General features: G+C 73.8%; 12 protein-coding genes. 7 read left to right on the plus strand and 5 right to left on the minus strand.

Annotated elements, in window-relative coordinates; translation table 11 throughout:
* Positions 1 to 112: 112 nt before the first annotated feature.
* The 3 genes from ACFY2B_RS13940 to ACFY2B_RS13950 are packed head-to-tail and all read right to left on the minus strand — an operon-like array spanning position 113 to position 2,411.
* Positions 113 to 1,066 (minus strand): ABC transporter substrate-binding protein, encoded by a 954-nt coding sequence (locus ACFY2B_RS13940; protein ID WP_390763356.1) that lies wholly within the window; start codon positions 1,064 to 1,066, stop codon positions 113 to 115.
* Positions 1,063 to 1,734 (minus strand): ABC transporter permease, encoded by a 672-nt coding sequence (locus tag ACFY2B_RS13945; RefSeq protein WP_390763552.1) that lies wholly within the window; start codon positions 1,732 to 1,734, stop codon positions 1,063 to 1,065. The genes ACFY2B_RS13940 and ACFY2B_RS13945 overlap by 4 nt, the downstream gene beginning before the upstream one ends.
* Positions 1,731 to 2,411, minus strand: a complete 681-nt coding sequence (locus tag ACFY2B_RS13950) for an ABC transporter permease (RefSeq protein ID WP_376528082.1) — start codon at positions 2,409 to 2,411, stop codon at positions 1,731 to 1,733. Before ACFY2B_RS13950 ends, ACFY2B_RS13945 begins: the two co-directional genes overlap by 4 nt.
* A gap of 166 nt (positions 2,412 to 2,577) precedes the next feature.
* On the opposite strand from ACFY2B_RS13950, the gene ACFY2B_RS13955 reads away from it, so the two are divergent.
* The 4 genes from ACFY2B_RS13955 to ACFY2B_RS13970 all read left to right on the plus strand — a co-directional run bounded on the left by ACFY2B_RS13955 (position 2,578) and on the right by ACFY2B_RS13970 (position 7,002).
* A complete protein-coding gene (locus tag ACFY2B_RS13955; protein WP_390763357.1) occupies positions 2,578 to 3,363 on the plus strand; it encodes an ABC transporter ATP-binding protein in 786 nt (261 codons plus the stop codon).
* A 3-nt stretch (positions 3,364 to 3,366) separates the two neighbouring features.
* Positions 3,367 to 4,677, plus strand: a complete 1,311-nt coding sequence (locus tag ACFY2B_RS13960; protein WP_390763358.1) for an FtsX-like permease family protein — start codon at positions 3,367 to 3,369, stop codon at positions 4,675 to 4,677.
* A gap of 246 nt (positions 4,678 to 4,923) precedes the next feature.
* A complete protein-coding gene (locus ACFY2B_RS13965) occupies positions 4,924 to 5,904 on the plus strand; it encodes a pyridoxal-phosphate dependent enzyme (protein ID WP_390763359.1) in 981 nt (326 codons plus the stop codon).
* A gap of 300 nt (positions 5,905 to 6,204) precedes the next feature.
* On the plus strand, positions 6,205 to 7,002 hold the full coding sequence (locus ACFY2B_RS13970; protein ID WP_390763360.1) for an alpha/beta fold hydrolase: 798 nt from the start codon (positions 6,205 to 6,207) through the stop codon (positions 7,000 to 7,002).
* A 60-nt stretch (positions 7,003 to 7,062) separates the two neighbouring features.
* On the opposite strand, the gene ACFY2B_RS13975 is transcribed toward ACFY2B_RS13970, so the two are convergent.
* Positions 7,063 to 7,710 carry a TetR/AcrR family transcriptional regulator gene (locus tag ACFY2B_RS13975; protein ID WP_390763361.1) on the minus strand — a complete coding sequence of 216 codons (648 nt, stop codon included), beginning with the start codon at positions 7,708 to 7,710 and terminating at the stop codon, positions 7,063 to 7,065.
* 214 nt (positions 7,711 to 7,924) lie between these two features.
* Between ACFY2B_RS13975 and ACFY2B_RS13980 the strand changes: the two genes are divergently transcribed.
* Together ACFY2B_RS13980 and ACFY2B_RS13985 are read left to right on the plus strand one after the other, a co-directional pair.
* Complete coding sequence (locus ACFY2B_RS13980) at positions 7,925 to 8,992, plus strand: medium chain dehydrogenase/reductase family protein (protein WP_390763362.1); 1,068 nt, start codon at positions 7,925 to 7,927, stop codon at positions 8,990 to 8,992.
* 81 nt (positions 8,993 to 9,073) lie between these two features.
* On the plus strand, positions 9,074 to 9,790 hold the full coding sequence (locus tag ACFY2B_RS13985; RefSeq protein ID WP_390763363.1) for an SRPBCC family protein: 717 nt from the start codon (positions 9,074 to 9,076) through the stop codon (positions 9,788 to 9,790).
* A 69-nt stretch (positions 9,791 to 9,859) separates the two neighbouring features.
* Here ACFY2B_RS13985 and ACFY2B_RS13990 read toward each other — a convergent pair whose 3' ends face one another.
* Positions 9,860 to 12,205: an MFS transporter gene (locus ACFY2B_RS13990; protein WP_390763364.1), complete on the minus strand. Its 2,346-nt coding sequence runs from the start codon at positions 12,203 to 12,205 to the stop codon at positions 9,860 to 9,862.
* 189 nt (positions 12,206 to 12,394) lie between these two features.
* Here ACFY2B_RS13990 and ACFY2B_RS13995 point away from each other — a divergent pair, with 189 nt between their 5' ends.
* Complete coding sequence (locus ACFY2B_RS13995; protein ID WP_390763365.1) at positions 12,395 to 13,360, plus strand: pirin family protein; 966 nt, start codon at positions 12,395 to 12,397, stop codon at positions 13,358 to 13,360.
* Positions 13,361 to 13,523 lie beyond the last annotated feature (163 nt).

Here is a 13,523-nt window from a genome sequence, read left to right on the forward strand (position 1 = left end):
GACAGACCCGAGCAGGGTCGATGGAACCGAGCAGGGTCGCTGGACCCAGCAGGAGAACGGCCGAGGCACACCTGGCCGGTGCACGGCCGCGGCGCGCCGCCGCGGAGCGCGGTCACTTGAGCAGACCCTTGTCCCGGAGATAGGCCCCGGCCACGTCCGCGGGCAGTCGGCGCCAGCTGTCCACCTGCTGGTTCATGGCGGCCAGGTCCGCCGTGGTGAGGACGTCGTTGAGCCTGCCGAGCGCCTTGGTGACGCCCTCGCCGCCGGCCCGCGAGCGGTTGACCACCGGGACGACGTAGTCGGCGTTCTGCAGGTGCTTGTCGTCGGCGAGCAGGACCAGGCCGAACTGGTCGAGGGTGGCGTCCGTGGTGGTGGTGAGGACCATCTGGTCCTGACCGCTCTGCACGGCACGCTTGGCCTGGGTGGTGCCGACCCCCTTGGGGTCGACGGCGACGAGGTCGATGCGGTAGGTCTTCTTCAACCCCGGTGCGCAGTAGGGCCGTTGCACGCATTCGTCGCCCGCGGCGAGCCGCACCGGCAGTCCCGACGCGCCCAGGTCGCTGAGCCTGCTGAGCCCGTGTTCGCGGGCGAACGACCCGGCCACCGCGAAGGCGTTCCGGGCGACCGCCCGTCCGGGGTCGAGGACGGTGAGGCCGCGGGGCGTGGCGAGCCTGCGCAGCGCGGTCATGGTGGCGGCGAGGTCGGGCGAGCCGGCCGGCGGCGCGTCCGGGCCGTTGGCCCTGGCGTTGAGCCAGTCGGCGAAGGTCGCCGCGTACTCCGGCACGACGTCGATCTGGCCCGATTCCAGCGCGGGTTCGTACAGCTCGCGGTTGGCGACGGTGAGGAGGGACGTCCGGTAGCCGGCCCGGTTCAGCAGCAGCGCGTACATCTGCGCGAGCAGATCGCTCTCGGTGAAGCCGGCCGAGCCGACGGTCAGCCGATGGCGGTCGCCGGGCGACGCGGTGACCGCGCCCCGGTTCTCCAGGGAGGGCCCGCTGACGCACCCGGCGAGCGCGAGGTGCACCACCGCGGCGAGGACGGTGGCGGTGGTGCGGCGGCGGTTCACCGGGCGCCCCGGACCCAGCGGGGGGAGAGCCGTTCAACGGTCTCGAAGACGGCCTCGACGACCAGGGCGAAGACGGCGACGAGCAGCGCCCCGGCCACCACCTGGGGCGTGCTGGCGAGGTTGAAGCCCGCCGTGATGATGCGGCCGAGCCCGCCCCCGCCCGCCAGCGCGGCAATGGTCGCGGTCGCGACGAGCTGGACGGCGGCGATCCGCACCCCGTTGAGAATCAACGGGAGGGCGAGCGGCAGCTCCACCTGGCACAGCAGCTGCCACCCGGTCATCCCCATCCCCCGGGCCGCCCCGACCACACTGCGGTCCACCTCGCGCATGCCGACGTAGGCGTTGGTGAGCAGCGGCGGCACCGCGAACAGCACCAGGGCCACGACGGTGGGCCCCTCCCCCCAGCGGCCGACCGGGGTCAGCAGCAACAGGACCAGCACGGCGAAGGTGGGCACGGCCCGGCCGGCGTTGGAGATGTTGACGGCGAGGGCGCCGCCCCTGCCGAGGTGGCCGAGGACGAGGGCGACGGGCAGGGCGACCAGGCAGCTGACGACCAGGCAGACGGCGGTGAGCACGAGGTGCTGCGCCAGCCGGTGCCGGATCCCGTCGTCGCCCGTCCAGTGCGCCGGGTCGGCGAGCCAGTGCCAGGTGGCGGTGAGGATCTTCACGTGCGGGCCGCCCGCGCCCAGGGCGTGATCAGCCACTGCACGCCGAGCAGGAGCAGATCGGCGGCCACCGCGATCAGCACGCACAGCACCGACGCCGTGAGCACCTGCGCCTTGAAGTAGGTGTTCATGCCCGCGTAGATGAGGTTGCCGAGCCCTCCGAAGCCGACGATCGCGCCGACGGTCACCAGGGACACGGCCGAGACGGTGGCGATGCGCAGCCCGGCCATGCCGGCGGGCAGGGCGAGCGGCAGCTCGACGGTGAGCAGCAGCCGGACCGGGCCGTACCCCATGCCGCGGGCGGCCTGCCGGGTCTCCTCGGGGACGGCGCGCAGACCGGCCAGGATGTTGCGGACGAGCAGGGTGAGCGAGTAGAGCACGAGCCCGCCGACCACCAGGGTGGCGGAGAGCCCGTACACGGGCAGGAGCAGGGAGAACATCGCCAGGGACGGGATCGTGTAGAGGATCGTCGTGACCACGAGGACGGGTGCGGCGGCCCAGGTCCAGCGGCGGGCGAGCACGGCCAGCGGCACGGCGACGGCCAGGCCGATCAGCACCGAGAGGACGGTCAGTTGCAGATGCTGGGCCACTGCGTCGAGCAGGATGTGGCGCCGGGTGCTCAGGTAGGCACCGCAGATCCATTCGTTGCGCGCGAGGCAGTCGTCCGGTGGCGCGGTCACGGGTCCATTGCACCGGGCGGGCCACGGGGTCGGCTCGTTGTGCTGACCCGTACGGGGTGTCGGTGACTACACCCGCCGATACGGGTTCTGCGCCCCGTGTGCCGGGGCCGCCGTCTCCGTAGCTTCGTCGACGGGGCACAGGGAGTGCCGGACGGAGAGGGATGACATGGCGCGCACGCGGTCGCGACACACCTACGACACGGGGCCCGCCGCCGAGGCGCTGCGGCTGGTCAAGGTCACCAAGACCTACGGCAGCGGCGACGGTGCCGTCAGGGCGCTGGACGGGGTGACGCTCAGCCTGGAGCGGGGCACGTTCACGGCGGTGATGGGGCCGTCGGGTTCCGGCAAGTCCACGCTGTTGCAGTGCGCGGCCGGGCTGGACCGGCCCGACAACGGGATCGTGTTCGTCGACGGTACGGAGATGACGGGTTCCGGCGAGGCGGAGCTGACCCGGTTCCGGCGCAGCCGGGTCGGGTTCGTCTTCCAGCAGTACAACCTGCTGGACACGCTCACGGTGGCGCAGAACACGGTGCTGCCGCTGCGGCTCGCGGGGCGGCGCGTGGACCGGAAGCGGGCCCGGGAGGCGCTGGCGGCCGTCGGGCTCGGCGACCGGCTGGGGCATCTGCCGAGCCAGTTGTCGGGCGGTCAGCGGCAGCGGGTGGCGATCGCCCGGGCGCTGGTCACCGAGCCACGGCTGATCTTCGCGGACGAGCCGACCGGGGCACTGGACACCCGTAGCGCGCGGGAGGTGCTGGAGCTGCTGCGGGAGTCGGTCGTGGTGCACGGCCGGACCGTGGTGATGGTGACGCATGACCCGGTCGCGGCCGCGTACGCCGACTCGGTGCTGTTCCTGGCCGACGGGCGGCTCGTGGGGCGGTTGCCGGCCCCGACGGTCGACGCGGTCGCGGAGCGGCTCGCGCACCTGGGCGACGACGTGCCCACGGGGGTGTGACCGATGCTCGTACTGGCACTGCGGTCGGTCCGGGGGCGCCCCGGACGGTTCCTGGCGACCCTGCTGTCCGCGTTCCTGGGCGCGGCGCTCGTCATGGCCTTCGGCTCGCTGCACGACACGGCCGGGCAGCCGGGCGTCGACGAGGTCAGCGCGCAGACGCTGACCACCTCGGCGAGCGTCGTCGGCGGCTACGGCACCCTGCTGGTCTTCTTCGCGGTGGCCTCCACGCTGACGGTGAACGTGCGTCAGCGGGCGGCGGAGCTGGAGTTGCTGCGCTGCTCGGGGGCGACTCCCGCGCAGATCAGGCGGATGGTCGTGGGCGAGGCGGTGGCGGTCGCCCTGGTCGGCGTGGTGCCGGCGTTCGGTCCGGCGGTGCTGGGCGGGCGGGCCCTGCTCGGCGCGTTCCAGGACAGCGGTCAGGTGTCCCGCTCCGTCGACCTCGTCCTCGGCCCTGTCGCGCTGCTGTCCGGTGCGGGCGTCACGCTGCTCGCGTCGGCGGGCGCCGCATTCCTCGCCGTACGCCGGGCGACGCGGCGGGGCGTGCGGCGGGCCCGGGCGCGGACGCTGCTCGCCTACGGCACGCTGGCCGCCGGTGCGCTGGCGGCGGCGAGCACGTTCGCGTTCTCGGCGACGGACGCGGCGTTGATGGCCGCGCCGGCGTACGGGGCGATCCTGCTGTCGGTGGGGTGCGCGCTGCTGGCGCCGCGGCTGCTCGGCGCGCTGCTCTCCGGGCTGCCGCTGGGCGGGGCGAGCGGCTGGCTGGCGGTGCGCAATCTCCGTCGCCGGGTGGACGAGCTGTCGGGGATCCTGATGTCGCTGGTCCTGTTCACCGCCATCAGTACGGCGACGGTGACCATGCAGTCGGTGGAGTCCGACGCCGTCGCGGCCTCGGGGCTGCGCAAGTCGGTGGACGCGAAGAATTTGGAGACGCTGAATCTGACGGTCGTCGGTGTCATCGCGGTGTTCGTCTGCATCATGCTGGTCAACTCGCTGTACGCGGCGACGTCCTACCGGAGTTCGGAGTTCGGCCGGCAGCGGCTGGCGGGGGCGACCCCGGTCCAGGTGCTGGGCACGGTGGGTGCGGAGTCCGTGGTGCTCACGGTGGTGGGGGTGGCGCTGGGTTCGCTGGCCGCGCTGGCCGGGATCGTCCCGTTCACCATGGTCCGCACCGACGGCACGCTGCCGGGTCAGACGCTCGGCATCTGGCTCGCGGTGTGCGCGGTGGCCGCGGCGGTGACGCTGGGGACGAGCCTGGGCACGGCGCGGCGGGTGCTGCGGACCCCGGCGATCGGGGCGGTGACGAGGGCGGCGTGACCGCTCCGGAAGTGCGGGGGCGCGCGCCACGACGGCGGGCGCCCCCGCACCCGCGTGCCGGTCACTCGCGCCTCGTCCTGCCCTGCTCGGCCACGGTAGGGCCCGGAGCCCCGGAGGTTCGCCGGCCCCGGCGGTCCCGTGGCCGGTGGCCCGGCGGCCGATCGTGCGGCGTCCCACCGGAGTGACCGAGAGGGCACCCGTGTGGTCGACTTGCCGTACGTCCGCCCGCAGACGAGGAGCTACGACATGAGCCGGCCACCCGTGGCGCTCGGCACCTTCCCCACCCCCGTGGAACCGGCGCGCCGGCTGGCCGCCGTGCTCGGGCTCGGCCCCGACGACCTGTGGGTCAAACGCGACGACCTGACCGGTCTCGGCGGTGGCGGCAACAAGGTCCGCAAGCTGGAGTGGACCGTGGGCGCCGCGCTCGCCGACGGTGCCGACACGCTGGTGACGACCGGCGCGGCGCAGAGCAACCACGCCCGGCTGACGGCGGCCGCGGGGGCCCGGCTGGGCCTGGACGTCGTCCTCGTACTGGGTGGCTCGCCGGGCGGATCCCGGTCCGGGAACCTGGCGCTCGACGGCCTGTTCGGCGCGCGGCTGGCCTGGGCCGGTGACGTGGACCGGGCGGGTCTGGACGCGGCGGCGGCCGAGGTGTGTGAGCGGCTGCGGGCGGCGGGTGCCCGGCCGGCGCTCGTCCCGTTCGGCGGGTCCAGCACGCTGGGGGCGCGCGGCTATGTGTGCTGCGGAGAGGAGTTGCGCCGGCAGGTACCGGGGCTGCGGACCGTGGTCGTCGCCCTGGGTTCGGGCGGGACCATGGCCGGTCTGGTGGCGTCGCTGGGGGCGGAGGCCGTGCTGGGCGTCGACGTGGGCGCGGTGGCCGACCCGGCGTCCGTCGTCACCGGGTTCGCGGCGCCGCTCACCGCGGAGCCCGTCGCTCCGGAGCGGCTGCGGATCCGTACCGACCAGGTGGGCAGCGGTTATCCGGTGCTCACCCCGGCGGCGGCCGACGCGCTCCGGCTCGCCGCCCGCACCGAGGGTCTGGTCGTCGATCCCGTCTACACCGGCCGGGCCCTGGCCGGTCTCGCCGCCGCGGTCCGCGACGGTGACGTCCGGCCCGGCGAACGCACGGTCTTCGTGCACACCGGCGGACTGCCCGGCCTGTTCGGTCACGCGGCCGCGGTGGCGTACGCCGAGAGCGGCGCACTGCCGTACCCGGCGGACGACTGACAGCGGCCCCTCGACGGGCAGGCCGCCGCGGGCCCCGGTGCCCACGGGCGGGGCCGAGGACCGGTCCCCGCGGCTCGGAGCGCCCCCGGCCGGGGCCCGGGTCCGGCAGCACGAACCGGCGGGCAGCCGCACCGGCCCAGCCGTGCGGGCTGCCCCGGCCCGCCCCCGGTCCCCGCGGCCTCCGGAGCGCCCCCGCGTGTCCGCCCCGGCCGTACGGCAGGGCCTGCCTGGAAAACCCGATCGAACATCCTGCGGGGGGTGCGGGATGATCAGGTCCGGCCGATTCCCTGGGGGTCCTACGTGGCGTGGTCCGAGCACATGGTGGTACGCGAGGGCGTCCGGATCGCGTGCCGGGACTGGGGCGGGCCGGGACAGCCCGTCGTACTGTTGCACGGCCTGGCCGGCCACGCGGGTGAATGGGACGTGCTGGCACGGCGGTTGATCTCCCGTTACCGGGTCGTCGCGGTCGACCAGCGCGGGCACGGCGCCGCCGAGCGCCGCCCGGCGGACGTCTCTCGTGCGGCCTACGTCGCCGACGTCGTCGCCGTCGTCGATCGGCTGGCGCTGCGCCGGCCCGTTCTGGTCGGCCAGTCGCTGGGCGGGCACACGGCCATGCTCACCGCGGCGGCGCATCCGGAACTGGTCCGGGCGCTGGTGCTCATCGAGGCGGGCCCCGGTGGGAATCCGAACGGTCCGGCGGACATCGGCCGCTGGTTCGGCTCCTGGCCGACCCCGTTCCCCTCCCGCGAAGCGGCAGCCGAGTTCTTCGGCGGCGGACCGGTCGGCGCGGGCTGGGCGGCCGGGCTGGCGGAGCGCGAGGACGGATGGTGGCCCCGCTTCGACCGGGACGTGCTGGTCCGCTCGCTGGAGGAGAACGCCCGGCGCTCGTTCTGGAGCGAATGGGGCCGGATCGTGTGCCCCACGCTGGTGGTCCTGGCACAGTCCGGCTTCATCCCGGGGCCTGAGGCGGAACAGATGCTCCGGCAGCGGCCCGCCACCACGGCCATGAGCATCCCCGGCACCGGCCACGATCTGCACCTGGAGCAGCCTGACCCCCTGTACACCGCGCTCTCGCACTTCTTCGCACGTCTCGCTTGAGCAGGGGGGACGACTCGCGGAGGCGGCCCGCTCCATGCCGCGGGCCGGCGCGGGCCACGCTCAGCGCGCCAGCAGGTCGTCCAGTTCGGCGGCGTAGAGCAGGGCGGGGTCGAAATCCATTCCGGCGAACTGGCCGGCCAGTTCCAGGGACAGGACGCCGTGCAGCCGGGACCAGACGATCAGGGCCCGGTGCAGGACCGCGGGCGGGGCCGGATGCTCCCCCGCCCACTGCCGGTGGTCCGCGAGGTGGGTGTCGAGCGGTGACTCGGGACGGTCCGAGGGCAGCGCGGCGCAGGCGTCCAGCAGTACCGCCATGATCTCGGAGGCGATCAGGGTGACGTCGCTGGGCGCGTGGTAGCCGGGGACGGGCGTGCCGTAGATGAGGAAGTAGCGGTGCGGGTCCTCCAGGGCCCAGCCGCGCAGGACGTGCGCCAGTCCGGCGAGGTCGGCACCGGACCCGGCGGCCGCACTGAAGGTGTCGGCGAGGCTGCGGTACGCGTCGGTGATCAGCTCGGTCATCAGCTCGTCACGGCTGGCGAAATAGCGGTACAGCGCCGGTCCGCTCATGCCCATCCGCTTGGCGATCGCATTGAGGGACAGCGCGGACGCCCCGGCGGTGGCGATCTGCTCCCACGCGTGTTCCTTGACCTCCGCGCGCACCTGCGCACGGTAGCGCTCGCGCGGAGTCTTTGTGCCCGGTGCTGCCATGACCTTCGCCTTCCCGTCCACGTCGCTACAACGCTAAGACTTAGTTAGAGGGTATCACGAAACCGGTCGGCCACCCCTTTCGATCGCCCCAGCCTCTCCGGCGAGCACACCGAACACCCGTCGACCGACACCCGCACACGGCTTGGTTAGAGGTTGTCGCGAATGCGATTGACCTTCACCCCCGACTGCGTTATACCTTCTAACAGACGCGAAAATGCATCACCGAACGCCGAGCGCAGTGGAGGTCGCCGTGAACACCGAAGGAGCCGTCGAGGTCGTCCTGCCGGGCCGGGTCGAGCCGGAGGGGCTGCAGATCCGGTACGGAGCGATCCCCGCACCGGGTCCCGGACAGGTGCTGATCCGCACGGAGGCGACCGGGGTCTCCTTCGCCGAGCAGCAGATGCGCCGGGGCAGGTACTACGACCAGCCCCCGTTCCCGTTCGTGCCGGGCTACGACCTGGTCGGCACCGTGGAGAGGGCCGGCGAGGGCGTCCCGGCCGGCCTGACCGGCGTCCGGGTGGCCGCGGTGGTCAAGGTGGGCGGCTGGGCCAGCCATGTGGTCGTCGACGCGGCCGACGTGGTGGAGGTGCCCGACGGGATCGGCGCGGCTGAGGCGGAGACGCTCGTGGTGAACGGCCTCACCGCCTGGCAGATGCTGCACCGCAAGGCCCGCGTCCGCGCCGGGCAGACCGTCCTGGTGCTCGGCGCCAACGGCGGGGTCGGCACGGTCCTGGTCCAACTGGCCCGGGCCGCCGGGGTGAAGGTGATCGGCGCGGCCTCCGAACGCCATCACGACGCCCTGCGGGACCTGGGCGTCACGCCCGTCGACTACCGCGCGGGCAACGTCGCCGCTCGGGTCCGCGAACTGGCCCCGGACGGGGTGGACGCGGTCTTCGACCACGTCGGCGGTCGCGGCATCGTCGACTCCTGGCGGCTCCTCGCGCCCGGCGGCACGCTCGTCTCCTACGGCACCGCCGCCACCCGCGACGACACGGGCTCCAAGCAGTTGCCAGTGCTCAAGCTGCTCGGCCGGCTGTGGCTGTGGCACGCCCTGCCCAACGGCCGCCGCGCCTACTTCTTCAGCCTCTGGGCCGGCCGTGCCCTGGCCGAGGACCGCTTCCGGGCCCGGCTGCGGCACGACCTCACCCAAGTCTTCGCCGCTCTCCAGCGCGGTGACGTCACCCCGCGGATCGCCGCCCGGCTGCCGCTCACCCGCGTCGCCGACGCCATGCGGCTGGCCGAGTCCGGCACCGTCGCCGGCAAGGTCGTCCTCACCCCCTGAACCGCCGTCCCTGTCCCACGAACCCCCGGATCCGGCCGACCAGGCAGGCCGGAAACCCGAAAACCCGAAAGGAACCACCCCATGTCCAGCACCCGTACGCACACGTCCACCGGGCAGCGGTCCGGCCGCCACTCCCCCGGCGCCGTCTCACCGGGTGCCCGCCCCCGGTCCGGCGTGCGCGCCGCCGTGCTCGCGGTCTCGCTCGCCACCGTCGGCGTCCTCGGCACCACCGCTGCGAGCGCCCAGGCCGCACCCGCCCAGGGCCGGTCCGTCCACCACGGCTCCGCCGTCGAGTGCCGTGGGCAGGGCGTCGACCCCGACGCCCGCATCCGCTACCGGTCCGGCATCGTGATCAACGCGCCGCTGCGCACCATCTGGAAGGTGCAGACCGGCGTGCAGCGCTGGCCGTCCTGGCAGGCCCCCGTCGTCACCATGGAGCGCCTCGGCCCCGGTCCCCTCCGGCCGGGTGCGCAGTTCCGCTGGACGACCCCGGCGCCGGCCACCCCTACGACGCCCGAAACCACGCTCACCATCACCTCCACCGTCCGCCAGATCAAGCCGAACTCCTGCATCCGGTGGACCGGGCCCGCGATCGGTGAGGGACTGCGCATCGACGAGGGGGTCCACGTCTGGACCTTCACCAAGACCAAGGGCGGCGTGCGCGTCGACACCGAGGAGACCTGGACCGGCGACCAGGTCGAGACCGACGTGCCCACCGCGACCGGAGCCCTCGGCCAGGGCCTCGAACTGTGGCTGCGCGACCTGAAGGCCACCGCCGAGGCTGCCTCGCACCACTGAGGAACGAGCGCGCCCTCCACGCCCGTGCGTGCCGAGGGCGCGCTCGTCCGTCCGGCCCACCGGGCACGACTACGCGCCGGGGTGACCGAGTTCGATGTCGTGGCCCTCGACGTCACCGCCGTCGACCCGCACGCCGACCGCGCGGGGCGGGTAGCCGGTCGCGATGACCGAGTACGGGCCGGTGTCCAGGTCGGAGAAGGCGTACGCCCCGTCGGCCCCGGTGGTGGTCGTCGCGACGACGTTGCCGGCGGCGTCCAGGAGCGTGACCCGGGCGTCGCCCAGCGGGGCGCCGGAGCCGGACACCGTGCCGCGCACGTACGCCCCGGGCCGCAGTTCGATCTCCACGCGGGTGACTCCGGAGCCGGCCATGTCGACGGGGAGCGCGGACGGGCGGTGCTCGGACGAGCTGACCGCGAGGGTCACCGTCCCGGGCACCAGATCGCTCACGCTGAACTCGCCGAGCGTGTCGGTCCGTCCGGTGGCCAGGACGTCGCCGCGCACGTCGGTGACGACGACGACCGCGCCCGCGACCGGCGCCCCGCTGTCCGCGCTGCGTACGGCGCCGGCCAGCCCGGTGCCGCCGCCGAGCAGGACGTCGTGGGTCAGCGGCGCCGCGCCCACCACGAGCGACGCCGCGCGTGGCCGGAAGCCTGCGGCGGAGGCGATCAGGATGTACGTCCCCTCCCCCGGCGCGGCGAGCGCGTACGCCCCGTCGGAGCGTGCGAGGACCCGGTTCAACTGGCGCCCGTCGAGTCCGATCAGGGTCACCGGCGCACCGGCCACGGGTACGCCCTCGGCACCGCGCACGTGCCCGCGCACCGGGACACCGGGGCCGGCATCCACAGCGATCGGTCCCGCGGCCACCGCCTCCGTACCCCTCGCGTCCGGGTCCGGCGCCACCACGGTGACCGGCCCGGCGGGGGGCGCGGGCGGCTGCGGTACGTCCCCGGGCGACGCGGCGTGCACGGTGTCCGGTCCCACCACGGGCGCGGCCCCGCGGCGCGGGATGAAGGCGGCCACCACGAACGCGAGCACCGCCGCTGCGGAACCCACGGCCATGACCGTCTTGAAGCCGTTCTCGGAGGGCAGCGCGGCGGCGCCGAAGCGCGTGGTCAGCTGGGCCAGGATCACGCCCGCCACGGCGCTGGCGGTCGAGGTCCCGATGGCCCGCATGAGGGTGTTGAGGCTGTTCGCCGCCGCCGTCGCGGACGGCTCGACGGCAGCCATGATGAGCGCGGGCATGGCGCCGTAGGCCAGGCCGATGCCGGCGCTGATGACGCTGGAGGCCACGACGAGCTGCCAGACGGCGTCCATCAGCACGATGTTGACGGCGTAGCCGACGGCCACGACCACGGCCCCGCCCATCAGGGTCACCTTCGGCCCGTACGCCTTGGAGACGGCGGCCGACACCGGCGCCACGGCCATCATCACCAGGCCGCTGGGCGCCATGACGAGTCCGGCGTACAGCAGCGACCTGCCCAGGCCGTAGCCGGTCGCCGCGGGCAGCTGAAGCAGTTGCGGCAGTACCAGGGACATCGCGAACATGGAGAAGCCGAAGGCGACCGAGGCGAGGTTGGTCACCAGCACCTGGCGGCGGGCCGTGACGCGCAGGTCCACCAGCGGCTGGGTGGAGCGCAGTTCGAACAGGCCCCACAGGAGCAGCACCAGGACCGCGGCGCCGAACAGGCCGAGGGTCGTGCCGCCGGTCCAGCCCCAGTCGCCACCCTTGGAGATCGCCAGCAGCAGGCAGACGAGACCGGCCGCCATGCCGAGGGCGCCGAGCAGGTCGAACCGGCCACCGGTGCGCACATTGGACTCGGGCACGAGCGACAGGACCAGCACGGCGGCGACGAGGCCGAGCACGGCCGAGGTCCAGAACAGCATGTGCCAGTCGTAGCGGTCGGCGATGAGGGCGGCGGCGGGCAGCCCGAGGGCACCGCCGACGCCCAGGGAGGCGCTCATCAGGGCGGTGGCGGAGCCGAGCCGTTCGGCGGGCAGCTCGTCCCGCATGATGCTGATGCCGAGCGGGATCACGCCGGCCGCCAGGCCCTGCAGCGCCCGGCCGACGATCATCGGCGCGAGCGTGTCGCTCAGCGCGGCGACGACCGATCCGACGACCAGCATGACGAGGCTGGTCAGCAGCATCAGGCGCTTGCCGTACATGTCGCCCAGCCGGCCCACGACGGGCGTGGCGACGGCGGAGGCGAGGAGCGTGGCGGTGACCGCCCAGACCGCGTTCGACGCCGGAGCGTGCAGCAGCTCGGGCAGCTGGGGCACGATCGGGATCACCAGGGTCTGCATCAGCGAGACGACGATGCCGCCGAAGGCCAGCACCGCGACGACGAGGTTCGTCCGCGGCACCGCGGGCTCGTACGGCCGCACGGTCTCGGCGGGCCGGGGTTGCGCATGGGCCATGGTCGGGCCTCCGTCCGGGCACTCTGATCTCACGACTGCGGCAACTCTAATTCAATTGATTGACTTAAGTAAGGAGAATCACACCTGGCCGCCGGAGCGGAATCCGCGGCGCGCCCGTCCGGCCGCCCTCGGGCGGAGGGCCGTCGCACAGGTCGGCAAGCGGAACCATCGACCGCTAGGTTGGGCGTCATGAGCAACCTTGACCGCGCGCCCGTACCCAGTGTCTGCGGCGGCCGCGGATTCGTTGTCGCCGAACCCGTCCGCGAGTTGCTGAGCCCCCGTCAGGTGCGGCTCGGCGAGTCGACCGAGGTCCGCCGGCTGCTGCCGAACCTCGGTCGGCGCATGATCGGCGCCTGGGCCTTCGTCGACCACTACGGACCCGACGACATCGCGGACGAACCGGGCATGCAGGTCCCGCCGCACCCGCACATGGGACTGCAGACGGTCAGCTGGTTGCACGAGGGCGAGGTGCTGCACCGGGACTCGACGGGCAGTCTGCAGACCATCCGCCCCAAGGAGCTGGGCCTGATGACCTCGGGCCGGGCGATCAGCCACTCCGAGGAGAGCCCCCGCTCGCACGCGCGCTTCCTGCACGGCGCCCAGCTGTGGGTGGCACTGCCGGACGCGCACCGCCACACCGACCCGCGGTTCGAGCACCACCCCGAACTCCCCACGGTCACCGCGCCCGGCGTGACGGCGACCGTGATCCTCGGCGGCCTCGACGGCACCGCGTCGCCGGGTTCGGCGTACACGCCGATCGTGGGCGCGGACCTCGCCCTGGCCCGCGGCGCCGACGTCCGCCTCCCGCTGGAGCCCGACTTCGAGTACGGCGTGCTGGCGATGTCCGGCGAGGTCCATGTCGACGGCGTGCCCGTGCTGCCGGGTTCGCTGCTCTACCTCGGCTGCGGCCGGACCGAACTGCCGCTGCGCGCCGAGTCGGACGCGGGGGTCCTGCTGCTCGGCGGTGAGCCGTTCGAGGAGGAGCTGATCATGTGGTGGAACTTCATCGGGCGTACGCAGGACGAGATCGAGCGGGCTCGCGAGGACTGGGGGAAGGGGGTCCGTTTCGGTCAGGTGCACGGCTACGACGGAGTGCCGCTGCCCGCGCCGGAACTTCCGGGAGTCCCGCTGAAACCTCGGGGAAGGGTGCGCTGACCCCGGGCCGATCCGCACTTCGTGCGCCGGTCTGCGTACGGCGGCCGCGCCCGTCGTCCCGCTCGGTCCTGACGTGCTGCCGAGCGCCTTCCCTGTCGCCCTGCGCCGAACGGTGGACCCTGAGGTTCTCGACGGCCACCGCGTGACCTGGAGGATCCCGGCG

Origin of the sequence: Streptomyces sp. NPDC001270 (assembly GCF_042896695.1) — a bacterium.
Taxonomy (GTDB): Bacteria; Actinomycetota; Actinomycetes; order Streptomycetales; family Streptomycetaceae; genus Streptomyces.

What these genes read in the sequence shown, in the direction of transcription:
- ACFY2B_RS13955 (WP_390763357.1), top strand. Translation starts at nt 2,578, where the DNA reads ATGGCGCGCACGCGGTCGCGACACACCTACGACACGGGGCCCGCCGCC.
- ACFY2B_RS13960 (WP_390763358.1), top strand. Translation starts at nt 3,367, where the DNA reads ATGCTCGTACTGGCACTGCGGTCGGTCCGGGGGCGCCCCGGACGGTTC.
- ACFY2B_RS13965 (WP_390763359.1), top strand. Translation starts at nt 4,924, where the DNA reads ATGAGCCGGCCACCCGTGGCGCTCGGCACCTTCCCCACCCCCGTGGAA.
- ACFY2B_RS13975 (WP_390763361.1), bottom strand. Translation starts at nt 7,710, where the DNA reads ATGGCAGCACCGGGCACAAAGACTCCGCGCGAGCGCTACCGTGCGCAG.
- ACFY2B_RS13980 (WP_390763362.1), top strand. Translation starts at nt 7,925, where the DNA reads ATGCATCACCGAACGCCGAGCGCAGTGGAGGTCGCCGTGAACACCGAA.
- ACFY2B_RS13985 (WP_390763363.1), top strand. Translation starts at nt 9,074, where the DNA reads ATGTCCAGCACCCGTACGCACACGTCCACCGGGCAGCGGTCCGGCCGC.
- ACFY2B_RS13990 (WP_390763364.1), bottom strand. Translation starts at nt 12,205, where the DNA reads ATGGCCCATGCGCAACCCCGGCCCGCCGAGACCGTGCGGCCGTACGAG.
- ACFY2B_RS13995 (WP_390763365.1), top strand. Translation starts at nt 12,395, where the DNA reads ATGAGCAACCTTGACCGCGCGCCCGTACCCAGTGTCTGCGGCGGCCGC.